Annotated in this window: 16 protein-coding genes and 1 other RNA gene; 11 read left to right on the forward strand and 6 right to left on the reverse strand. The window is 72.1% G+C overall.

Annotated features, from left to right (window positions below; all coding sequences use genetic code 11):
* Positions 1-110: 110 nt before the first annotated feature.
* The 4 genes from LZ604_RS21870 to LZ604_RS21885 form a co-directional block, all read right to left on the reverse strand.
* On the reverse strand, positions 111-1,019 hold the full coding sequence (locus LZ604_RS21870) for a carbohydrate ABC transporter permease (protein WP_234517121.1): 909 nt from the start codon (positions 1,017-1,019) through the stop codon (positions 111-113).
* Complete coding sequence (locus tag LZ604_RS21875) at positions 1,016-2,359, reverse strand: carbohydrate ABC transporter permease (RefSeq protein ID WP_234517122.1); 1,344 nt, start codon at positions 2,357-2,359, stop codon at positions 1,016-1,018. The genes LZ604_RS21870 and LZ604_RS21875 overlap by 4 nt, the downstream gene beginning before the upstream one ends.
* Positions 2,360-2,365: 6 nt before the next feature.
* Positions 2,366-3,754 carry an ABC transporter substrate-binding protein gene (locus LZ604_RS21880; RefSeq protein WP_234517123.1) on the reverse strand — a complete coding sequence of 463 codons (1,389 nt, stop codon included), beginning with the start codon at positions 3,752-3,754 and terminating at the stop codon, positions 2,366-2,368.
* A 159-nt stretch (positions 3,755-3,913) separates the two neighbouring features.
* Positions 3,914-7,534 carry an FHA domain-containing protein gene (locus LZ604_RS21885; protein ID WP_234517124.1) on the reverse strand — a complete coding sequence of 1,207 codons (3,621 nt, stop codon included), beginning with the start codon at positions 7,532-7,534 and terminating at the stop codon, positions 3,914-3,916.
* Positions 7,535-7,971: 437 nt separating this feature from the next.
* Here LZ604_RS21885 and LZ604_RS21890 point away from each other — a divergent pair, with 437 nt between their 5' ends.
* The 4 genes from LZ604_RS21890 to LZ604_RS21905 all read left to right on the forward strand — a co-directional run bounded on the left by LZ604_RS21890 (position 7,972) and on the right by LZ604_RS21905 (position 13,502).
* A complete protein-coding gene (locus tag LZ604_RS21890) occupies positions 7,972-9,648 on the forward strand; it encodes a serine/threonine-protein kinase (RefSeq protein WP_234517173.1) in 1,677 nt (558 codons plus the stop codon).
* A gap of 223 nt (positions 9,649-9,871) precedes the next feature.
* Positions 9,872-11,104, forward strand: a complete 1,233-nt coding sequence (locus LZ604_RS21895) for a serine/threonine-protein kinase (protein ID WP_234517125.1) — start codon at positions 9,872-9,874, stop codon at positions 11,102-11,104.
* A 315-nt stretch (positions 11,105-11,419) separates the two neighbouring features.
* Positions 11,420-12,526: a peptide chain release factor 2 gene (gene prfB, locus LZ604_RS21900; RefSeq protein ID WP_234517126.1), complete on the forward strand. Its 1,107-nt coding sequence runs from the start codon at positions 11,420-11,422 to the stop codon at positions 12,524-12,526.
* A 334-nt stretch (positions 12,527-12,860) separates the two neighbouring features.
* The gene (locus LZ604_RS21905; protein ID WP_234517127.1) at positions 12,861-13,502 is read left to right on the forward strand and encodes a hypothetical protein; all 642 of its coding nucleotides are present in this window, start codon (positions 12,861-12,863) and stop codon (positions 13,500-13,502) included.
* Positions 13,503-13,759: 257 nt separating this feature from the next.
* Here the strand turns inward: LZ604_RS21905 and LZ604_RS21910 are convergent, their stop codons facing one another.
* Positions 13,760-13,951: a hypothetical protein gene (locus LZ604_RS21910; RefSeq protein WP_234517128.1), complete on the reverse strand. Its 192-nt coding sequence runs from the start codon at positions 13,949-13,951 to the stop codon at positions 13,760-13,762.
* Between the two features lie 231 nt (positions 13,952-14,182).
* On the opposite strand from LZ604_RS21910, the gene ftsE reads away from it, so the two are divergent.
* From ftsE to LZ604_RS21940, 6 genes are all read left to right on the forward strand, one after another.
* Positions 14,183-14,872 (forward strand): cell division ATP-binding protein FtsE, encoded by a 690-nt coding sequence (gene ftsE, locus LZ604_RS21915; protein ID WP_234517129.1) that lies wholly within the window; start codon positions 14,183-14,185, stop codon positions 14,870-14,872.
* Between the two features lie 28 nt (positions 14,873-14,900).
* The gene (ftsX, locus tag LZ604_RS21920) at positions 14,901-15,821 is read left to right on the forward strand and encodes a permease-like cell division protein FtsX (RefSeq protein ID WP_234517130.1); all 921 of its coding nucleotides are present in this window, start codon (positions 14,901-14,903) and stop codon (positions 15,819-15,821) included.
* A gap of 67 nt (positions 15,822-15,888) precedes the next feature.
* Complete coding sequence (locus LZ604_RS21925) at positions 15,889-17,052, forward strand: S41 family peptidase (RefSeq protein WP_234517131.1); 1,164 nt, start codon at positions 15,889-15,891, stop codon at positions 17,050-17,052.
* Positions 17,053-17,143: 91 nt separating this feature from the next.
* Positions 17,144-17,623 (forward strand): SsrA-binding protein SmpB, encoded by a 480-nt coding sequence (smpB, locus tag LZ604_RS21930; protein WP_234517132.1) that lies wholly within the window; start codon positions 17,144-17,146, stop codon positions 17,621-17,623.
* A 175-nt stretch (positions 17,624-17,798) separates the two neighbouring features.
* Positions 17,799-18,167: a transfer-messenger RNA gene (ssrA, locus tag LZ604_RS21935) on the forward strand.
* A gap of 185 nt (positions 18,168-18,352) precedes the next feature.
* Positions 18,353-19,339: an extracellular catalytic domain type 1 short-chain-length polyhydroxyalkanoate depolymerase gene (locus LZ604_RS21940; protein ID WP_234517133.1), complete on the forward strand. Its 987-nt coding sequence runs from the start codon at positions 18,353-18,355 to the stop codon at positions 19,337-19,339.
* Between the two features lie 90 nt (positions 19,340-19,429).
* On the opposite strand, the gene LZ604_RS21945 is transcribed toward LZ604_RS21940, so the two are convergent.
* Complete coding sequence (locus LZ604_RS21945; RefSeq protein WP_234517134.1) at positions 19,430-20,713, reverse strand: MFS transporter; 1,284 nt, start codon at positions 20,711-20,713, stop codon at positions 19,430-19,432.
* Positions 20,714-20,796: 83 nt separating this feature from the next.
* Between LZ604_RS21945 and LZ604_RS21950 the strand changes: the two genes are divergently transcribed.
* The gene (locus LZ604_RS21950; protein ID WP_234517135.1) at positions 20,797-21,762 is read left to right on the forward strand and encodes a LysR family transcriptional regulator; all 966 of its coding nucleotides are present in this window, start codon (positions 20,797-20,799) and stop codon (positions 21,760-21,762) included.
* Positions 21,763-21,840: the final 78 nt, after the last annotated feature.

Genomic DNA, 21,840 nt, shown 5'->3' on the forward strand with positions numbered 1-21,840 from the left:
TTGGTTACGCCCGGGTGCGACATGCGGGGGAACGGCGAAGGAAACCCGAGGTGAACGGCGCGGGGTGGGCCGTGGTGCGACCCACCCCGCGAACTGCCGTACGGGCGCCGCTATTTGACGGCGCCCGCCATGACACCGGACACGAACTGACGCTGGAACGCGAAGAACACGGCCAGCGGGACCACCATCGAGATGAACGCGCCGGGCGCCAGGACGTCGATGTTGTTGCCGAACTGACGTACCTGCGTCTGCAGGGCCACCGTGATCGGCTGGGTGCCCGACTTGGTGAACACCAGCGCGACCAGCATGTCGTTCCACACCCACAGGAACTGGAAGATGCCGAGGCTCGCGATCGCCGGACCGCCCAGCGGCAGCACGACCCGGGCGAACAGCCGCAGTTCGCCCGCGCCGTCGAGGCGGGCCGCCTCCAGCAGCTCCCGGGGGAGCTCCGCGAAGAAGTTCCGCAGCAGGAACACCGCGAAGGGCAGGCCGAAGCCGGTGTGGAAGAGGATCACCCCGAAGACCGTCCCGAACAGACCGATCCTGCCGAACAGTTCCGCGATCGGGATCAGCGCCACCTGTACGGGCACGACCAGCAGACCGACCACCGCGAGGAACCACCAGTCGCGGCCCGGGAACTCCATCCAGGCGAAGGCGTAGCCCGCCAGGGAGCCGATCACCACCACCAGGACGGTCGCCGGGACGGTGATCAGCACCGTGTTCAGCAGGGAGTTGGTGATGTCACCGTTCTCCAGCAGCTTCTGGTAGCTCTCCACGGTCAGCTGCGAGGGCTTGCCGAAGACCGTCCACCAGCCGGACGTGCTCATGTCGGACGGCGAGCGCAGCGAGGACAGCAGCAGGCCGATCGTCGGCACCAGCCAGAACAGGCCGACGACGATCAGGAACATTCGGACCAGACCGCCGCCGACGCCTTCCGCGAGCCGCGCGGCCAGGGAGCGCCTCGGTCGGACGACGGTGACGTGCGCCGCCTTCGGCGGAGTTCGGACCTGCGTGGTCATCGCCTGACCTCCCGCCGCAGCCGACGGATGTTGAACGCCATCACCGGGATCACCAGCAGCAGCAGGAACACCGCGATCGCGCTCGCGATACCGGGCCGGTCCTCCGAGAAGCCCTTCCGGTACAGCTCCAGGGCCAGGACGTTCGCGTCGTCCTGGGACGAGCCCGGCGGAATGATGAAGACCAGGTCGAAGATCTTCAGCACATTGATCATCAAGGTGACCGTGACCACCGCGAGCACCGGCGCGAGCAGCGGCACGGTGACCCGGCGGAACACCTGCCACTCGTTCGCGCCGTCCACCCGTGCCGCCTCCAGCAGTTCCCGGGGCAGCCCCGCGAGCCCGGCCGCGATCAGCACCATCGCGAAGCCGGCCCACATCCACACATATGCGCCGATGATGGCCGGTGTGACCAGCGACGGCCCCAGCCAGTCCACGCCGTTGTACGGCTCCTTGAAGTTGCCCGCCGGCAGCCGCAGCCGGGCGCCGTCGGCCCGGGCGGGCAGGGTGAACGTGCCGTCGGCGGCTGCCTCGGCCGAGGCCACCACCCTGCCGTCCTTGACCGCCTCGATCCTCATCCCGGCGTAGCCCAGCTCCGACGGGTCGACCGCCCCGAGCCTGCCGACGCCCTTGCCACGTGTGAAGTCCTGCCAGGTGGTGCCGGTGATCCTCCCCGGCTCGGGTTCGGCCTGCACGGCCTTCTTCGCGCCGCTCGGCATCTGGTCGGGGGCGACCCCGACCAGGGGCAGGGCGACCGGGCGGCCCGTGTGGACGGCGGTCCGGGTGATGAAACCGCCTCCCTGCGCCGTCAGGGGCGACTCACGGCCGGGGTGCGCCTTGGGGAACGCGGACGACTGCGCGAAGGTGTCGTGGATCCCGACCCACACCGCGTTCGCGACGCCCTTGTCCGGATCCTGGTCGTACACCAGCCTGAAGATGATCCCCGCGGCGAGCATCGAGATGGCCATCGGCATGAAGACGACCAGCTTGAACGCCGTGCCCCAGCGGACCCTTTCGGTGAGCACCGCGAAGACCAGCCCGAGCGCGGTGGACACCGTCGGCGCGAACACCACCCAGATGATGTTGTTCTTGAGGGCGGTGCGGATGCCGTCGTCCGTGAACAGCGCCTTGTAGTTGTCGAACCCGGCGAAGCCGTCGCCGGACGCGTCCCCGAAGCTGCGGACGACCGAGTACCCGATCGGGTAGACCACGAGCGCGCCGAGCAGCACCAGGGCGGGCAGCAGGAAGAGGGCCGCCACGGTCTTCCGGGTGCCGGTCACGCTCTTGCGACTCTTCGGAGCGGCGGGGGCCGCGGACGCCCCCGCCGCCGTGGCCGACGTCATCGCCGGTCAGCTCCCGCTCCCGTACGCCGCCGCCGCGTCCTTCTCCAGCTTCGCCTGTGTGCCCGCGATGTCCGCCGGGTTCTTCAGGAAGTCCTGGAGGTCCTTCCACTCGCCCTTGCCGGGCGTGCCGCCGAAGGCCTGCGGGGCCTGGTCGGACATGTCGAAGCGGAAGCCGTCGCCGGCCGCGATCAGCGCCTTGGCCATCTTCTGCTGCACAGCGTTCGGATACGCGGACAGCGGGACCGCCTTGTTCGGTGAGAGATAGCCGCCGAGCCTGGCCTGGATGGTCGCCGCGTCCGGCGAGGCCAGGAAGGTGACCAGTGCCTGCGCCGCCCGGGAGTCCTTCAGGACGACCGCCGCGTCACCGCCGGAGACCACCGGCGCCTGGCCTCCCACCGCCGGGAACGGGAACACCTTGGCGTCCGTGCCCACCTCGGCCTTGGTCTCGCCGATGTTGACCTGCGCGAAGTCGCCCTCGAACACCATGCCCGCCTTCGGCTGGGTGCCTCCGGTGAAGGTCTGGGTGACCGAGGCGGGGAACTCGGTCTGCAGCGCGCCGTCGGGACCGCCCGCGATGTAGTCCTTCCTGCCCCAGATCCGCGCCAACGTGGCCAGCGCGTCCTTCACGGACGGGTCCGTCCACTTGATCTTGTGCCGGGCGAGCTGGTCGTACTTGTCCGGGCCCGCCTGGGAGAGATAGACGTTCTCGAACCAGTCCGTCAGGGTCCACCCGTCGGCGCCGCCGATGGAGAAGGGGGTGACCCCGGAGTCGTAGACGTCCCCGGCCACCTTCAGCAGCTCCTCCCAGCGCGCCGGCTCCTTGGTTCCCGCGTTCTGGAAGACCTTCGCGTTGTACCAGATCAGGGACTTGTTGGCGGCCTTGTAGTACGCGGCGTACTGGGTGCCGCCGACCTTGCCGATGTCCTGCCAGCCCTGGGAGTAGTTCTTGCCGATCTCGGCCCGGGCCTCTGGGCCGAGGGGCTTGGCCCACTTCTTCTGCACGGCCTGCTTGATGGCGCCGGGCTGCGGGAGCAGGGCGACGTCCGGCGGCTGGCCGCCGGCGATCTTCGAGCCGAGGAAGTTGACGATCGGGTCCTGGGCGGGCACAAAGGTGACCTTGGCGCCGGTGCGTTTCTCGAACTCGGCGAGCACCTTCTTGAAGTTGGCCTGCTCGCCGCCGGTCCAGACGGCGGCGACCTCTAGGGTCTGGCCGTTCAGCTTCGGCAGGGTGACGGTTGCGGCGGTTTCCGTGCCTCCGCTGCTCCTGCCACTGCTCTTGTTGTCGTCGTCGCTTCCGCCGCACCCGCTGAGCGAGAGCGCCAAAGCTCCCGCGACGACGGCGGCTGCGGTCCTGGCGGCCCGGTGTGTCCGGATGGTGCTGCTCGTACTGCGCATCACTGCCCCGTTCTTCGTTCCTCGTCGAACGTCGCGCGCTGTCCCGTGCGCTCTGGTCTACGCGGGGTCGATCGGGGCGGCAAGAGCGCCTGCGCCGTCAACCGGGCGATCGTGACCGCCTCGTGACGTACGGTGAGCGCGCTCCTCCGGTCGCGGAACCTACAACAGCGAGGGCACCTCCGTGGCCGCCACCGAGCGGGCCGCCCGCTCCAGCGCGCTGGCGAGGAGCGCCAAGTCCGTGGGCCCGTTGCCCAGTTCGCGAACCGGTCGCCGCGCGGGCGGGTCGCCCATGCGGTGCCACTCCAGAGGAACGACCGTGGGGCGCAGGGTCGCCGTACGAGGAATGCGCCCGGTGATCCGGCCACCCTGGAACGGCGTCACCCGGCCGTCCGCACCCGTCAACCGGCCACGCCCGGGCGCCGGTTCGTCCGGTCCCGGTGCCGGCGTGTCCAGGGCGATCCGGAGACAGGCCGTGCGGGCCGGCTCCCACCCGGCCGTCCGTCCGCCCGGTCCCGCCGCGGCGACGAGATGCACCCCGAGCCGCTCTCCGTCACGGGCCACCGCTTCCAGGGCCCGTACGACCGACCCTGCCGCCGGGCGGCCCGGGGCGCCGAGCGCGGGGGACAGCAGTGCGTCCAGGTCGTCCACCAGCACCACGAGACGGGCCATCGGCGGGCCGGTCCGAGCCTGCTGCCGCGCCGCCGCGGGACGCAGTCGCAGGGTCGTGCTCGGCGGGGATTCGAGGTCGCCCGAGGCGGAACCGCCCGTGCGCTGCGGGCCGATCCGCTCCGACACCTGCCGCCGGGTGTGCCACTCGGCGAAGCCGAGCCGCCCCAGCAGCTCGGCACGCCGCTTCAGCTCGGCGCTGAGCGACTGCGCGAACTCCCGCATCCGCACCGGGTCGTTGGCCGCCAGCAGTGTGGTGACGTGCGGCAGATCCGTGCAGACCCGCAGTCCCTCGCCGTCGGTGGCGCCGTTCGGACCGCAGCCCCCACCCTCGACGAGCACGATTCCCAGCCGGTCCGGACGCTCGGCCGCCGCGAGCGACGCGGCGATCGAACGCAGCAGCTCCGTACGCCCGCTGCCGGGCGGTCCCTCCACCAGCAGGTGCGGTCCGTCGGCGGCGAGGTCCGCGGTCACCGGACCGCGCGGCCCCGCGCCGAGCACCGCCCAGGCGCGGCCGCCCGGCGACCTCGTGTCGTCCGCCGCGTCGGCCCAACGCGCCATCAGGGAAGCCGGAGTGGCCCGTGCCAGGCCCAACTCGTCCAGCAGCCGGGCAGCCTGCGGCAGCGGTGCCGACACCCGCGGGTGCCGGTCCCCGCCGCCGTCCGTGCGCAGCGGGGCGAGCGCCCGCGCGAACCGCTCCGCCCATGCCGGGGACACCGCGTCCACGGTGGCGACCGTGCCGTTTCCCACGGGGGCTCGCCGCCCGCGTGCGGAATCCGCGCCCCCGCCCGGCGCGACCCGTAGGAGCCGCAGTGCCGTCGCCACGTCACCGCACAGCAGCGCGACGGCACCGCACTCCCGGAACGCGGGCGACGCCGCGCACGCCGCCTCGTACGTCTCCGTGACCGGGGAGGCCGGGGAGGCGGACGGGGCGTCGGCCAGGCACAGGACATGGATACCGGCCCGCGCTCCCTCCTGCGCCAGCCGTGCCACGGCCTCGCGCACACCGGCGCCTCCCGGGTCGCCGTCCACGACCACCACCGTGTACGGCCCGGGGAAGGTGTCGCCCGCCTCGTCCTCGTCACGCGCCCAGGAGGGGCGACGGAGGGCACCCCGCACCCCGGGACCGGTGTGCGGGCCGGGTCCGGGGGAGGGGGCGGCGGAATTCCCGGAGCCGGGAGCAGACCTATCGGAGCCGGGAGCGGTTTGTGCGGAGCCGGGGGTGGCCGGGGGGTGGCCCCCGGAGGGTGTGGGGTCCAAGAGGTGGTCCTCGAGGCGGCGCAGCAGCTCGTCGGTGCGGGCCGTGGCCTGCTCCCGGTCGTACGCCAGCAGAAGCCGGCAGTCCTGGCCGTGCGCCGGGCGCAGGTGCGGCAGCCAGCCGAGCCAGGCCCAGTCCGCGGTGCGTTCCTCCAGGGGACGTGAGCGGTCGGCGCTGATCAGGACCAGCTCCAGCGTGTCGGGGGAGTGCAGCGCGGCGAGCTGTGCCACCACCGCGCGCGCCAGCCCGGTCAGCCGCGCGCGGGGCCCGGCCAGGCCGAGCGCACCCACCTCACGCAGTCCGGCCGTCACCGGCACCGCGGGCAGCAGGCCCCCGCCGTCCGGCGCCGCACGGTCGGCCGTGCCCAGCCGCACGGTGAGTGTCTCCGGGTGGCCGGGGCCGCGCTCCCACAGCCGCGGCCCGGGGCCGAGCGCGCCGAGCAGCAGCGCCGCGAGGTCGGGCCACTTCTCGGGGGCCGGGGAGGCGAAGGACGGGGGCGGCGATGCGACCCGGTCCCCGTCGGCGCCCTGTCGTGCGGTGCCGGCCTGTTCCCCGCGGCTTCCGGTCAGACGCCGTGCCCAGGCGGTGAGCCCGCCGCGCCTGCGCACTCCCAAAGGCACGGCCGTGCCCCGCGGCGGGGTGCCCTTGCGGGTGCCCCCGGCGCCGGGCCCGGACGCCGGGGGCCCGGGTACGGCGGGCGTGGGGATGGGCGCCTCCACCGGGCCGTGTTCCTGTGCTCCGGGGGCGATCCCGTCGGAGGCGCCCCAGGCGCTGACGCCGAAGCCGTGATGGGTGTCCCCGGAGGCGATGCCGTCCGTGGCGGGGTACCCCGCACCGGTGGGGCCGTCCGTTACGGGGAGTCCGTCGCGGGGAGCGGTGCCGGCGTGGTGTCCGTCGCGTGGGCCGGTGACGGGTCCGTGTCCGTCCCGGGGCCCCGTGGCGGTCCCGTGCCCGCCGGTGGAGGCGCCGCCTGCGGACGGCCGCCCGCCGCCGGAGGGGCCCTCATGGCCCGTGCCGTCCGCCGCCGCGGTCCCCTGGGCCTCCGTGTCCTCCGCCGTGCCGTGGGCGCCCGGAAGTTCCGTCGCGCCGGAGTCCCCGCCCGAGGTGTTGCCCGTGCCCGGGTGCGGCACGGTCGCCGGGCCCGTGGAACCCGCCGGGCCGGCCGGAGCCGCCTCACCCAGGATCCGCACCTGCCCTTCTCCGTCCGGTGCCGTCCGTACGGGCCGCGCCGAGCCGGGCGGGGCCAGCCGCAGGGCCGACTCCCCGAGCCGCAGCAGCGCCCCGGGGGTCAGCCGCACCGGGCGGTCGCCCACCTGCCTGCCGTCGAGCGTGGTGCCGTTCGTCGACCCCAGGTCGGCGACCGAGACGCGGCCGTCGGCGGCGACCGTGACCGCGCAGTGCAGCCGGGAGACGTCGGGGTCGTCCAGCGGGACGTCCGCGTCGGCGGAGCGGCCGATGCGAACCGCACCGCCGTGCAGCAGATGGACGCCGCCCGCGTCCGGGCCCGCCACCACATGGAGCTGGGCCGTGTCCTCGTCGGGCTCGGGGCCCGGCTCCGCGGGCGCGCCGAGGGTCAGCACCGCCCCGTCCAGCAGCGGCGGCTCGCCCAGCGTGCAGCGCTGCGGGTCCAGCCGCTCGGAGCCCGCGTACAGCACCAGGGAGCTCGCCCCGGGCTCCCGGCCGCGCTCGGGCGGCGAGGCGCCCTGGGCCGCGCCGACCGCCGAGGCCAGGCCGGAGGCCACCGCGGCCAGTGCCGTACCGGCGGGAGCGGTGACCAGCACGTCGCAGCTCGCGGCGCGCGCCCGTGACTCCGGGGGCGGGCCCGGCGGGTCTACGACGGTCAGCCGGATCTGCATCGCCGTCAGCGGTCCCTTCTGCGCGGGCGCCCGCGCACGAGGACGGAGCCGCGCCGCGGTCCCCCCACCGCGAACTCCCCCCACCGCGCACGAGCACAGCGGCCAGTACGGAATGCATCCTCGCACCTGCCGCCGACAACGCGCCCGCCGCCCAACGTCAAGTGATCTTGATTGGTCGGCTCTGCCCGCAAAAGTGCCTGACCAGTGCCCGGCCGGTGTCCGCTTGAGATCGGTCACGTCCGGCCGCGGCAACCAACGGACCGAGGCGAGCGTCTTTTCTTCGAACATGCACGGGAAGCGGAACGTAAGACGGACAGGACGACAGGGAGTGCCGCCCACCACGGCACTACAGTGGATCGGAACACGCTCGGCACGCCGGGAGCAGTGACCGGAACCGGCGTATGGACCAGGCAAGCAAGCAGCAGGGAGCCCATGACGTGCGGCCGGTAGGCAGCAAGTACCTGCTCGAGGAGCCGCTCGGACGCGGCGCCACGGGCACCGTCTGGCGAGCCCGCCAGAGGGAGACCGCGGGCGCCGAGGCGGCCGTGCCCGGCCAGCCCGGCGAGACGGTCGCGATCAAGGTCCTCAAGGAGGAGCTCGCAAGCGACCCGGACATCGTGATGCGATTCCTGCGGGAGCGCTCCGTTCTGCTTCGGCTCACCCACCCGAACATCGTCCGGGTGCGCGACCTGGTCGTCGAGGGCGATCTGCTGGCGCTGGTCATGGACCTCGTCGACGGCCCCGACCTGCACCGTTACCTCCGCGAGAACGGCCCCTTCACGCCGGTCGCCGCGGCCCTGCTCACCGCGCAGATCGCCGACGCGCTGGCCGTGAGCCACGCCGACGGTGTCGTGCACCGCGACCTGAAGCCCGCGAACGTGCTGCTGAAGCAGCACGACGGCCAGATGCATCCGATGCTGACCGACTTCGGCATCGCCCGGCTGGCCGACTCGCCGGGCCTCACGCGCACACACGAGTTCGTGGGCACGCCCGCGTACGTGGCCCCGGAGTCGGCCGAGGGCCGCCCGCAGACCTCCGCCGTCGACATCTACGGTGCCGGCATCCTGCTGTACGAGCTGGTCACCGGGCGTCCGCCGTTCGCAGGCGGGAGCGCCCTCGAGGTCCTCCACCAGCATCTGAGCGCCGAACCGCGCCGGCCCTCGACCGTGCCCGGCCCGCTGTGGACGGTGATAGAGCGCTGCCTGCGCAAGAACCCGGAGGGACGGCCGAGCGCCGAGAACCTCGCCCGGGCCCTGCGGGTGGTCGCCGAGGGCGTCGGCGTGCATGCGAACGCCGCGCAGATCGCCGCCGCGGAGGGCGTGTCCGCGCTGCTCGCGCCGGACCCGGCTCCGGCGCCCGTGCCCGGTTCCGCCGACCCCACGCAGGTGCTGCCGCAGGGCCCGGCCGGCTCGTACGACCCGAACGCGGCGACCAGCGTCCTGCCGCACACCTCGGGCCCCGCGGGCGCCGCGGACCCCACGGCCGTCCTGCCCCACAGCGGAGCCGCCGATCCGACGGCCGTGATGCCGCCGGTGCCGCAGCACGAGCCCGGCGGGCAGCAGCGGCCCGAGGAGCCGCACCCTTGGCAGAACCAGCTGCGCGCGGCCCGCGACCGCAACGAGCAGACGCAGGTCCAGGCATATCTCGACCCCGGCGAGGACCCGCTGCGCCGCCGTCCGCAGCGCCAGGTGGCGCGCCCGCAGCAGCGCCCCCAGCGGCAGCAGCCGGCGCCGGGGTACGGCTATCCGCAGCAGCAGCCCCAGCAGTACGCCCCGCAGCCCCAGCAGTACGCGCCCCAGCGGCAGCAGTACGCCCCCGCTCCGCAGCAGCAGCCGCAGCGGTACGCGCCGCAGCAGCCCCAGCAGCCGGCGCCGCGTCCGGCGCGCGAGCCACGGCCTCCGCGTCAGCGCAGCGCCAACCCGATGAAGATCCCGGGGCTCGGCTGCCTGAAGGGCTGCCTCTTCATGATCCTCATCCTTGTCGTCGCCGGGTGGCTGGTCTGGGAGTTCAGCCCGCTGCAGCACTGGATCGGCTCCACGAAGTCGTACTGGGCGCAGCTGAGCGACTGGTTCGGCAAGGTGACCGGGTGGCTCGGCAAGCTGGGCTCCAACTAGCGGGCAGGGCCGGGCCCCACGCAACGGGTCCAACCTTCCCCGCTCATCGTGGGGTTGGGGATTTGTCGACATCTGAGGGGTGATTTCCGTCTCGGCGGTGAAGGTTGCCCCTCCGGGCGCGTAGTTTTGTCGACCGGGGCCGGCAGAGCGCGGCGTCAGCCGCTCGTGCCGCCGCCCCGCGATGGCGCAGCGTCGGCAACAGGCGTCCCCAGTAGGAGCAGTCTTGGCACGGAAGATCGGCAGCCGGTACACCGCGAACCAGATCCTGGGACGGGGGAGCGCCGGCACGGTGTGGCTGGGCGAGGGGCCGGACGGGCCCGTCGCCATCAAGCTCCTGCGAGAGGACCTCGCGTCCGACCAGGAGCTCGTGGGCCGCTTCGTCCAGGAGCGCACGGCGCTGCTGGGGCTGGACCATCCGAACGTGGTGTCCGTGCGGGACCTGGTGGTCGACGGCAACGACCTGGCGCTGGTCATGGACCTGGTCCGGGGCACCGATCTGCGCACCCGTCTGGAGCGGGAGCGCCGCCTCGCGCCCGAGGCCGCGGTGGCGATCGCGGCGGACGTGGCGGACGGGCTGGCGGCGGCGCACGCGGCAGGGATCGTGCACCGGGACGTGAAGCCGGAGAACGTGCTGCTGGACATGCAGGGGCCGCTGGGCCCGGGCGGCTCGCACCCGGCGCTGCTGACCGACTTCGGCGTGGCCAAGCTGATCGACTCGCCCCGCCGGACCAAGGCGACCAAGATCATCGGAACTCCGGACTACCTGGCACCGGAGATCGTGGAAGGGCTGCCACCGCGGGCGGCGGTGGACATCTACGCGCTGGCGACGGTCCTGTACGAGCTGCTGGCGGGTTTCACGCCGTTCGGCGGAGGGCACCCCGGCGCGGTGCTGCGCCGCCATGTCACCGAGACCGTGGTCCCGCTCCCCGGCATCCCCGAAGAGCTGTGGCAGCTGATCGTGCAGTGCCTGGCCAAGGCCCCCGCGTCCCGGCTGCGCGCCTCGGAGCTGGCGTCGCGGCTGCGGGAGCAGCTGCCGCTGCTGGCAGGGATGCCGCCGCTGGACGTCGACGAGCCCGGCACGGAGCCGACGGAGGAGCCGCTCGAGGCGGCCGCGCCCGGAGAGCCCGCGGTGGCCCGGGTGCGGCGCGGGGCGGTGCCGCTGGTGCCGGGGGCGAAACCGGACTCCAACCGTGACACCCACACGTCGATGCGGGTGCCGGGCCCGGACGAGCTGGCGGGCGGCGCCCGCGGCACGGCCCGCGCGCCCCGGGCCACGGGAGCCCCCCGCCCGGGCTCGGCCCGCCACCGCGCGCAGGCCCGCCGCCGCCGGATCGTGCTGGGCGTGGCCACGGCGGCGCTGCTGGCGGCGGTGGGAGCCGGCGCGTGGCTGGCCACCTCCGGAGACGACGGCACGGACCCGGCGAACACCAAGAACTCGGCTCCGGCGTCCCCCTGACCCGGGTCCGGCCCCCGCGACACCCGGGTGGGGGCGCACCGCCCCCGCGTCGGTCCGCGGCCGGGGCGGCGAGCCGCCGGCCCGGTCCGGTTCGGGCAGTGTGCCGGATACATCCGGAATGCGGGTAGATCCGGAATGCCGGGCTCATTCGGCCGTGAGGGTGAGGCGGCCCACGCCGCGCCGGGACCGAGGGCCCGAGGGACCGGGCCCTCGCTCCGCCGCCGGGCGCCCCCGGTGCCCGCCCCGCCCCCGGTACCTCCGATAACCGGCGGTCACTCGGCACTGGCTTTCCGGCGGAGCCGTTACGCTGGATGCGTGGCAGTCGTCGATGTATCCGAAGAGCTCAAGTCCCTCTCCTCGACCATGGAGTCGATCGAGGCCGTTCTGGACCTCGACAAGATGAGGGCAGACATCGCCGTGCTCGAGGAGCAGGCGGCCGCGCCGTCCCTCTGGGACAACCCGGATGAGGCGCAGAAGATCACCAGCAAGCTCTCCCACCTCCAGGCCGAGGTGAGGAAGGCCGAGAACCTGCGCGGCCGGATCGACGACCTCGGTGTGCTCTTCGAGCTCGCCGAGGCCGAGGACGACCTGGACGCCCGGGCGGAGGCCGAGGCCGAGCTCACCGAGGTGAGGAAGGCGCTGGACGAGATGGAGGTCCGGACGCTCCTCAGCGGCGAGTACGACGCCCGTGAGGCGCTCGTCAACATCCGCGCCGAGGCCGGCGGCGTCGACGCCGCCGACTTCGCCGAGCGGCTCCAGCGCATGTACCTGCGCTGGGCCGAGCGGCACGGCTACAAGACGGAGATCTACGAGACGTCGTACGCGGAAGAGGCGGGCATCAAGTCCACCACCCTCGCCGTCCAGGCGCCGTACGCCTACGGCACCCTCTCCGTCGAGCAGGGCACCCACCGGCTGGTCCGTATCTCCCCCTTCGACAACCAGGGGCGCCGGCAGACCTCGTTCGCCGGTGTCGAGGTCCTTCCGGTCGTCGAGCAGTCCGACCACGTCGAGATCGACGACTCCGAGATCCGGGTGGACGTGTTCCGCTCCTCCGGTCCCGGTGGCCAGGGTGTCAACACGACCGACTCGGCGGTGCGCATCACGCACCTGCCCACCGGCATCGTCGTCACCTGCCAGAACGAGCGGTCGCAGATCCAGAACCGGGCCACCGCGATGAACGTCCTCCAGGCAAAGCTCCTCGAGCGGCGCCGTCAGGAGGAGCAGGCCAGGATGGACGCCCTCAAGAGCGACGGCGGCAACTCCTGGGGCAACCAGATGCGTTCGTACGTCCTGCACCCGTACCAGATGGTCAAGGACCTGCGCACCGAGCACGAAGTCGGCAACCCCGAGGCCGTGTTCAACGGTGAGATCGACGGGTTCATCGAAGCCGGCATTCGCTGGCGCAAGCAGCAGGAGAAGTAACACCGGCGACCAAGGGCGACACCTCCGCCGGAAAACAGCGCTTTGTCGACAAGGCAACTGCCCCCGTCCGAGGGGCAGTTGCCTTTTCCGTCGCTCGATGCCTGGGTTTTGCATCACACTTACAGCTCGACCTCTCCCGCAAAAGACACCTTCCAGGACATCGCGTGCGCAACGACCTTGACGTTGCTTTGAAAAATCGGAAAGGTAAAGGGCGGCATGCGTATCCAAGGGGCGCATGTGAACCGGGGGACTTGAGTTTTGAGCACAGTCGTTCCCGACGCCGTGGCCCCGTGCGCTGCTCCATTGACGATGAGCTACTGGGGGTAGCAGCCATATGACGAAGAAGACGCGGATCCGCCTGGCGCGGATAGCCGCAGGCGCCGTGATCGCCGCGGGTGCGTCGCTGACCGCTGCGGGCGCGGCCTCGGCGCTCGAGGTGAACATCAGCGTCGCCGGCGAGCCCGACGACCCGACCTCTCCTCCGGCGACCACGATCCCGACCGACCCGGGTACGCCGACCGACCCGGGGATCCCGACCGACCCGGGGATCCCGACCGACCCGGGCACGCCGACCGACCCGGGAATCCCGACCGACCCGGGCACGCCGACGGACGACCCGACCCAGCCCACCGACAACCCGACCGAGCCGACGGACGACCCGACCGGAGGCACGGGCGGCCACGGCAACGGTGGCGGCCACGGCAACGGCGGCGGCCACGGCAACGGCGGCGGCAACGACACCAACCCGGACGGCGGCAACAACCCGGTCCAGCAGGGCAAGGGTTCCTCGGTCCTGACCGACACCGGCGCGGACACCTCGAACACCTCCGCCCAGGGCGGCGGCAAGCAGCTGGCCGAGACGGGTGCGGGGCAGACCGCGTTCCTGGTGATCGGCGCCGCGACGATGATTGCCGGAGGCATCGGCTTCCGTGCGCTGCCGCGCCTCATGGAGGGCCGTGGCCAGGCTGCGGCCTGACACATGCCGTGGCGCCCTTCGCACCGTGACACCGTAGGTGAGGGTGAGAAGGGCGAGAAACGCATGAGAAGGGCCCGGGGCGTCATCCGCCCCGGGCCCTTCGTCGTGCGTTCGTACGCCCGTCGCCGCCGTCGGCCGTGCGCCGGCCCTCGTCCGCCGGCCCCCTCGACCGGTATGCGTGCCCGCCCGGCCCCGCCCATCCGCCCGCCGTACGACTGCCCGACGTGCGACCGGTGTACCGGACCGCCGGCCGTGCGCTACGCCGTCTGGTGAGCCAGCAGCGCCACGGCGGCGATCAGTACGGCCAGGAGTGCGATCAGCGCCGCCGGATTCATCCCTGACCAGGGGCTTTCCTGCTGGAGCCGCTCACGGCTCGCACGGCACACGGGGCAGCGGCCCTCACTCACGGGGGCCGCGCAGTTCGCGCACACCAATCGGTCGTACGTCATGCGCCTCGCCCTCCTTGTGCCGCTTCCACGTACACAACGTTTCCCGGAACGCAACCGTTCCCCACTCCACTGTGCCAGGTTCCGCGAGCCGCTGCGCGGGCTCGGCCGGTCACGCCCTCAACAGCAGGGACAAAACACGCAACTCTCACGCAACCCCTCCCGGCGACTGCGCTTGTACACCCGGTTCGCGTATGGTCACGCTCACCTACTCCAACGGCCCGTGGTGCATCCGTGATCCGATTCGACAACGTCTCCAAGGTCTACCCCAAGCAGAACCGCCCTGCCCTCAGGGATGTCTCCCTGGAGGTCGAGAAGGGCGAGTTCGTCTTTCTCGTGGGGTCCTCCGGCTCCGGAAAGTCCACCTTCCTGCGGCTGATCCTCCGCGAGGAGCGGTGCAGCACCGGGCAGGTGCACGTCCTGGGCAAGGACCTCGCCCGCCTCTCCAACTGGAAGGTGCCGCAGATGCGCCGCCAGCTGGGGACGGTGTTCCAGGACTTCCGCCTGCTTCCGAACAAGACGGTCGCCGAGAACGTGGCCTTCGCGCAGGAGGTCATCGGCAAGTCGCGCGGCGAGATCCGCAAGTCCGTGCCCCAGGTGCTGGACCTCGTCGGCCTCGGCGGCAAGGAAGACCGCATGCCCGGCGAGCTGTCCGGCGGTGAGCAGCAGCGCGTCGCCATCGCCCGGGCCTTCGTCAACCGGCCCAAGCTGCTGATCGCCGACGAGCCCACCGGCAACCTCGACCCGCAGACCTCCGTCGGCATCATGAAGCTGCTCGACCGGATCAACCGGACGGGTACGACCGTGGTGATGGCGACCCACGACCAGAACATCGTGGACCAGATGCGCAAGCGCGTCATCGAGCTGGAGCAGGGTCGCCTCGTCCGCGACCAGGCGCGCGGCGTCTACGGCTACCAGCACTGAGTTCCACGGAAAGGCTTGAGCAGACGCCATGCGCGCGCAGTTCGTTCTGTCGGAGATCGGTGTCGGTCTCCGCCGCAACCTGACGATGACCTTCGCGGTGATCGTGTCGGTCGCCCTCTCCCTCGCCCTGTTCGGCGGATCGCTGCTGATGAGCGACCAGGTCAGCCAGATGAAGGGCTACTGGTACGACAAGGTCAACGTCTCGATCTTCCTGTGCAACAAGAGCGACGCGGAGTCCGACCCCAACTGCTCCAAGGGTGCGGTCACCGAGGAGCAGAAGAAGCAGATCCTCGGTGATCTGGGCAAGATGACGTCCGTCGTCCAGAAGGTGACCTACGAGTCCCAGGACGAGGCCTACAAGCACTACAAGGAGCAGTTCGGCGACTCCCCGCTGGCCAGTTCGCTGACCCCGGACCAGATGCAGGAGTCGTACCGCATCAAGCTGAAGAACCCGGAGCAGTACCAGGTCATCGCGAGCGCCTTCAACGGCCGGGACGGCGTGCAGTCGGTGCAGGACCAGAAGGGCATCCTCGACAACCTCTTCGGCCTGCTGAACGGCATGAACTGGGCCGCCCGCGCGGTGATGGCGATGATGCTGATCGTCGCGCTGATGCTGATCGTCAACACGGTGCGTGTCTCCGCGTTCAGCCGTCGTCGTGAGACCGGCATCATGCGTCTGGTCGGCGCCTCCGGGTTCTACATCCAGGCGCCGTTCATCATGGAGGCCGCGGTCGCCGGGCTCATCGGCGGCACGGTCGCCTGTGCGTTCCTTCTGATCGCGCGTTACTTCATCATCGACCACGGTCTGGACCTGTCCCACAAGCTGAACCTCATCAACTTCATCGGCTGGGACGCCGTCCTCACCAAGCTCCCGCTGATACTCGCCACAAGCCTGCTGATGCCGGCGCTGGCGGCGTTCTTCGCGTTGCGCAAGTACCTGAAGGTGTGACACATGCCAACGGGGCCGTACGAGCAACCGTCCGTACGGCCCTTTGCGTTGTCCTAGACTCACCCGCATGTCCGGCCGTGACCTGTTCTGTCAGCCCCGCCGCGTTCGCCACGGGGCGGCTCTGACGTTGGTCTTCGCGAGTGTCCTCGTCGCCGGCGCCGCGACGGGCTCCTTCGGCGAGACCGCCGCCAGGACCCCCTCCGCCGAGCCCGCGGCCCCGGCGGGGCACGGCGACGCCGTCACCGAGGCGGCCGCGCGGGCGATGGCCGACGGCAAGTCACCCATGGAAGCCGCCGAGCGCGCCGTCAGCCGCAGCGGCGACCGCTGGAGCGCCGTCTACTCGCAGGGCGAGTACCAGGAGTTCCAGGAGGCCCTCGACGGCCAGTACACCGGCGTCGGTCTGTCGGCCCGGCGCGAGCGCGACGGCCGGATCGAGGTGACCCATGTGCAGCCCGGCTCGCCCGCGGCCGTCGCCGGGATCCGCGGCGGCGACCGGCTGCGCAGCGTCGACGGCGAGGACGTCGACGGCAGGCCCGTCACGGAGGTCGTCTCCTTACTCCGCGGCGACACCGACGGCGCGTCCGCCGGCACCCGGGTCAGGCTCGGCCTGGAGCGCGGGACGCACACCTGGAGCGAGGTACTGCGCAGGGCCCGGCTCTCCACGGACTCGGTGACCGTGCGCCGGCTGGCCGGCGGCGCCACCCTGATCAAGATCGCCGCATTCACCAAGGGCTCCGGCGACCTCGTACGGAACGCCGTCGACCACGCCCCCGAAGGCGCCGGGATCGTGCTCGACCTGCGAGGCAACTCCGGCGGCCTGGTCACCGAGGCCGTCACCGCCGCCTCCGCCTTCCTCGACGGCGGGCTCGTGGCGACGTACGACGTCAACGGCGACCAGCGCGCCCTGCACGCGGAACCGGGCGGCGACACCACCAGACCCCTGGTCGCGCTCGTCGACGGCGGCACGATGAGCGCGGCCGAGCTGCTCACCGGTGCCCTCCAGGACCGCGGCCGTGCGGTCGTCGTCGGCACCCGCACCTTCGGCAAGGGCTCCATCCAGATGCCGAGCCGGCTGCCCGACGGCTCCGTGGCGGAGCTGACCGTCGGGCACTACCGCACCCCCTCGGGGCACAAGGTCGACGGCCGTGGCATCACCCCCGACCTGGAGGCCGGGGACGAGGTGCTCGAGCGGGCCGAGACAGTGCTCAGCGGCCTGGGCGACGCTCCGTAGCGGTGTCCGCCACTCTTCGTCATCGACGCGCGGGACTCCGCGTAATCGGCTTCCCCCGGCACCCCCCTGTAGTGCGAAAATGGTCGGCACTATGGCAAAGGAAAAAGGGCGCAAGCTGATCGCGCAGAACAAGAAGGCGCGGCACGACTACCACATCCTGGATACGTACGAGGCCGGTCTCGTGCTCACCGGGACCGAGGTCAAGTCGCTGCGCCAGGGGCGGGCCTCGCTGGTCGACGGCTTTGTGCAGCTGGACGCGCACGAGGCGTGGCTGCACAACGTGCACGTGCCGGAGTACAGCCAGGGCACCTGGACGAACCACAGCGCACGCCGCAAGCGGAAGCTGCTGCTGCATCGCACCGAGATCGACAAGCTGGAGTCCAAGTCCCAGGAGACGGGTCACACGATCGTGCCCCTTGCCCTGTACTTCAAGGACGGCCGCGCCAAGGTCGAGATCGCGCTGGCGAGGGGTAAGAAGGAGTACGACAAGCGGCAGACGCTCCGCGAGAAGCAGGACCGCCGCGAGGCGGACCGGGCGGTGGCGGCGGCACGGCGCCGGCAGCGGGCCTGAGCGGTCCGGACGGCGGGTCCGAGCGGCCCGGACGGGGGAATGATCCGGCGCACGGCACTGTTGAACGAGGTACCACGGCGGGGTGACCGCCGGGAATGCGCTGGCATCGAGGTGCGTTGGTCACGTACGATGTCGCCTGCACCGCGTGCCGGTGTGAGCATTGAAAAATCAACATGGGGATGATCGGTTTCGACAGCGGCTGTCGAAGCAGGGGAAGCGTGTCGAGGAAGCGGCCATGATCTCGTAAACCACAGGCCGAAAAAAATAATCGCCAACACCAAGCGCGATTCCTTCGCCCTCGCTGCCTAAGTAGCGACTCGCGAAGTGTCAGCCCGGGGCCGTTCCCGACCCGGATCCTGGCATCAGCTAGGGAACTAAACCTTGATCCCGGTCACGGGGTGAAGAGGGAAACCAAACAGTGACTGAGCCCGTCGGAGACTTGTCCGCGTGATCTCCGGGGCCGAGAAAAGCGAAGCGGACTGCACACGGAGAAGCCCTGGTTCCGCACCGTTGGACGCGGGTTCGATTCCCGCCATCTCCACTTACCCCATGTGGGCAAGGCCTCGCTGCTTTCGGGTGGCGGGGCCTTTGTCGTTCCCCGCGTGCCATGCGCGGGGGAGGCCGGGGCCGGTCGACGGGAGAGGCCGTATCCCGCCCCATGGTCGCCGGGCTCATTGTGGGGCGGCGGCCCATATCGGAGGTACGAGGCCACTCCTACCGTGCCTCCGCATGACACACACCAGAGCCGCAGGCCGAAGCCGCCTCACCGTCCTCGCGACACTCCTCGTCGCCCTTTTCGCCGCCTTCCTCACTCCCGGCCGGGCCGCTGCCGCCTCCCCTCAGGAGGTGACCGGTTTCGGCACCAACCCCGGGGCCCTGCGCATGTTCCGGTACGTCCCGTCCGGGCTCCCCGCCGGGCGGCCCGTAGTCGTCGCGCTGCACGGGTGCACCCAGGACGCCGCCGGGTACGGCACCGGCAGCGGATGGAACCAGCTAGCCGACCGCTGGGGCTTCTCCGTCGTGCTGCCGCAGCAGCAGTCCGCCAACAACATCTCCAATTGCTTCGACTGGTTCCAGAGCGGTGACATCGAGCGCGGCCAGGGCGAGGCCGCCAGCATTGCGCAGATGGTCGACCGCCAGCTCACCGATGTCTCGGGCGACCAGGCGCGCGTGTACGTCACCGGACTGTCGGCCGGCGGCGGCATGACCGCCGTCATGATGGCGGCGTACCCCGAGAAGTTCGCCGGGGGCGGCGTCGTCGCCGGGCTGCCCTACGGATGCGCGCAGGCGGCCGGATCGCCGTACGTCTGCATGTACGTCGGCGCCGACCAGACCCCGAAGCAGTGGGGCGACCGCGTGCGGGCGGCCCGGCCCGGGTACACCGGCCCATGGCCCACGCTCACCGTCTTCCAGGGCACGGCCGACTACACCGTCAAGCCCGTCAACATGACCGACCTGATGAGGCAGTGGACCGACGTGCACGGCGCCGATCAGACGGCGGATGCGAGCGACACCGTCGCCGGGTATCCGCACCAGGTCTTCCGGGATCCGGCGGGCGACCCGGTCGTGGAGACGTACTCCCTCACCGGGATGGGGCACGGACAACCCGTCGACCCCGGCAGCGGGACCGGGCAGTGCGGGGCGGCCGGTGCCTACTTCCTCGACATGAACCTGTGCGCCGCGTATCGGCTCGGGCGGTCCTGGGGGCTCGGGTAGGCCGGTCGGCCGGTGGGAACACGCACTCCTCGCCGCCTCCCTTGTTCCGGGCCCCTTCTCCTCGCGCGGCCCCTGGACCGCGTTCCCCGCCTACGCCTCCCCCGGCGCCTGAGTTCCCGGCTCCACCCGCCCTCGGGGCCGTTCCCTCTGCTGCGGGCGCGTCATGCCCGCCGCCCACCGCCCGCCCGCAGCGATCAGCAGCGCGAGTCCCGCCGCGGCGGCGGGTGCGGTGAAACCGGCCGTCGGCGACAGGTGCTCCACCGCCCAGCCGCCGGTGGCGGACCCGCAGGCCACACCGCCCAGCAGGGCCGTCACGGCGAGGGTCATGCCCTCGTTGAGGCGGCCCTTCGGCGTGTGTCGCTGGACCAGCGTCATCGCGGTGACCATCGTGGGCGCGGTGGCCATGCCCGCGAGGAGCAGGGCGGGCGCGAGGGCGGCGAGGGAGCCGGTGGTGCGGGCCGCGAGCAGGGGCAGGGACATGAGAGCGGCCATGACCGTCAGGCACCACAGGTAACGGCGCTCGGGAGGGCCCGCGGGGCGCAGGGTGCCGTAGAGCAGACCGGCCGCGCACGACCCGGCGGCCTGGAGCGCGAGGACCGGACCGGCGACCGCCTTGTGGCCGTGCGCGTCCGCGAACGCGATGGTCACCACCTCCATCGAGCCGAACACCGCCCCCGTGGCGAGCAGGCCGAGCATCAGCGGGGGCATGCCGGGGCTGCGGAAAGGGGCCCGGCCCGGGACGCCCCGGCTCGGGGGCGGTTCCGTGGCGCGCTGTGCCGTGAACACCAGCATGCCCGTGAGCAGAAAGACCCCGCCGATCAGGGTTCCGGCCTCCGGGAAGAGCCGGGTGCAGAGAAGGGCGGCGACCACCGGGCCGAGCATGAAGCACAGTTCGTCCGCGGCCTGCTCGAAGGAGTTCGCGGTGTGCAGGGCGTCCGGGTCGTCCCGGAAGAGGTGGGCCCAGCGGGCGCGGGACAGTCCGCCGATGTTGGGTGTCGTGGCAGTGGTGGCGTAGGCGGCGAACAGGGTCCAGTCGGGGGCGTCGTAGCGCACGCACAGCAGCAGGGCCAGACCGCCGAGCAGGGCGAACACCGTGGCGGGCACGGCGATCCGCGCCTGGCCGTGGCGGTCGACGAGCCGGGCGATCCAGGGGGCGGCCACGGCCGTCGTCACGAGGCCGGTGGCGGTGACGGCGCCGGCGAGGGCGTACGAACCCCGGGAACCGGCGATCATGATGACCGCGCTCACGCTGAACATGCCCATGGGCAGGCGGGCGATGAGGTTACCGATCGTGAAGGCGCGGGTGCCGGGCCGGGTGAACAGGCGGCGGTAGGGGTTGCGGGACACGGCGGTGCCGGAGGTCGATTGCGGCATGGAGCAACCGTCGCCCGCGCTCTGACCTGCGGTCCAACACTTACTCGGTGGTGATTGACGCACCTGGGTTGTAAGTTCGGCGGATGCCCGCAGCCTCCGTCGACCCCCGCCTGCTCCGCGCCTTCCTCGCCGTCGCCGAGGAACTGCACTTCACCCGCGCCGCGACCCGGCTGTACGTGGCCCAGCAGGCGCTCAGCCGTGACATCCGCCGGCTGGAGCGGGAGCTCGGCGCCGAGCTGTTCGTCCGGACGACCCGGCAGGTGACGTTGACCCCCGACGGCGAGCGGCTGCTGCCGTACGCGCGCCGGGTGCTTCAGGCACAGGACGAGTTGCTCACAGCGTTCGGGCAGGCCCGGCCGCTGCTGGTGGACCTGAACTCCCCGGGCCTGGTCACGGGGCGCCGGGTGCTGCACAGGGCCCGGGAACTCGCGCCGGACCAGGAGCTGATGGCGCGCTTCGAGAGCGGCCTCACGCATGCCGCCGTCGAACTGCTCGCGGGCCGGCTGGACGTGTCGTTCGGACGCTTCGCGGGCCTAGCCCCGGCGCTGCGCACCGGCCTGGACCAGCAGCCCGTCCGCTACGAGCCGATGGCGGTCGTCCTGCCCGAGGACCACCCGCTTGCCCCGCTGGAGACGGTGCCGGTGAAGGCGCTCGCGGGGGAGACGGTGTACGCCGGCGCCGGGAACCCGCGCACACCGGAGTGGACGGACCTCGCCCACCGCCTGTTCGAGGGCCGTGACATCCGGGTCGCGCCGCCCGTTCCGCTGGCCGTGGGGGAGGAGGAGTTCCAGCGGATCATGGCCAGGGCGGGCAACCCGATCCTCGCCGTGATGGACTTCCCGGCCCTGCCACACACGGTCGTACGCCCGCTGGTGGACCCGGTCCCGCTGTCGCCGGTGTCGCTGGTGTGGCGGAAGGGCCTGGCGCACCCCGGCATCCACGCGCTTCGGCGGGCGGCCGTCGAACTCGGAGCGGAGCAGGGGTGGCTGAGCCCGCCGGAAGAGGCCTGGATGCCGGACGCGGACGCGCACGTGATGGGCCGGCGGTGAGGGTGCCGGCGGTGAGGGTGCCGGCGGGACCAGGGCCCGTTGTCAGCGGGGTCGGCATGGAACGGGCCCTGGCGACTT

Origin of the sequence: Streptomyces glomeratus (assembly GCF_021462825.1) — a bacterium.
In the GTDB taxonomy this organism is placed as follows: Bacteria; Actinomycetota; Actinomycetes; order Streptomycetales; family Streptomycetaceae; genus Streptomyces; species Streptomyces glomeratus.

What these genes read in the sequence shown, in the direction of transcription:
- LZ604_RS21925 (WP_234517131.1), top strand. Translation starts at nt 15,889, where the DNA reads ATGTCCGGCCGTGACCTGTTCTGTCAGCCCCGCCGCGTTCGCCACGGG.
- LZ604_RS21880 (WP_234517123.1), bottom strand. Translation starts at nt 3,754, where the DNA reads ATGCGCAGTACGAGCAGCACCATCCGGACACACCGGGCCGCCAGGACC.
- LZ604_RS21910 (WP_234517128.1), bottom strand. Translation starts at nt 13,951, where the DNA reads ATGACGTACGACCGATTGGTGTGCGCGAACTGCGCGGCCCCCGTGAGT.
- LZ604_RS21940 (WP_234517133.1), top strand. Translation starts at nt 18,353, where the DNA reads ATGACACACACCAGAGCCGCAGGCCGAAGCCGCCTCACCGTCCTCGCG.
- LZ604_RS21945 (WP_234517134.1), bottom strand. Translation starts at nt 20,713, where the DNA reads ATGCCGCAATCGACCTCCGGCACCGCCGTGTCCCGCAACCCCTACCGC.
- LZ604_RS21870 (WP_234517121.1), bottom strand. Translation starts at nt 1,019, where the DNA reads ATGACCACGCAGGTCCGAACTCCGCCGAAGGCGGCGCACGTCACCGTC.
- LZ604_RS21905 (WP_234517127.1), top strand. Translation starts at nt 12,861, where the DNA reads ATGACGAAGAAGACGCGGATCCGCCTGGCGCGGATAGCCGCAGGCGCC.
- LZ604_RS21950 (WP_234517135.1), top strand. Translation starts at nt 20,797, where the DNA reads ATGCCCGCAGCCTCCGTCGACCCCCGCCTGCTCCGCGCCTTCCTCGCC.
- smpB (WP_234517132.1), top strand. Translation starts at nt 17,144, where the DNA reads ATGGCAAAGGAAAAAGGGCGCAAGCTGATCGCGCAGAACAAGAAGGCG.
- ftsX (WP_234517130.1), top strand. Translation starts at nt 14,901, where the DNA reads ATGCGCGCGCAGTTCGTTCTGTCGGAGATCGGTGTCGGTCTCCGCCGC.
- LZ604_RS21885 (WP_234517124.1), bottom strand. Translation starts at nt 7,534, where the DNA reads ATGCAGATCCGGCTGACCGTCGTAGACCCGCCGGGCCCGCCCCCGGAG.
- LZ604_RS21875 (WP_234517122.1), bottom strand. Translation starts at nt 2,359, where the DNA reads ATGACGTCGGCCACGGCGGCGGGGGCGTCCGCGGCCCCCGCCGCTCCG.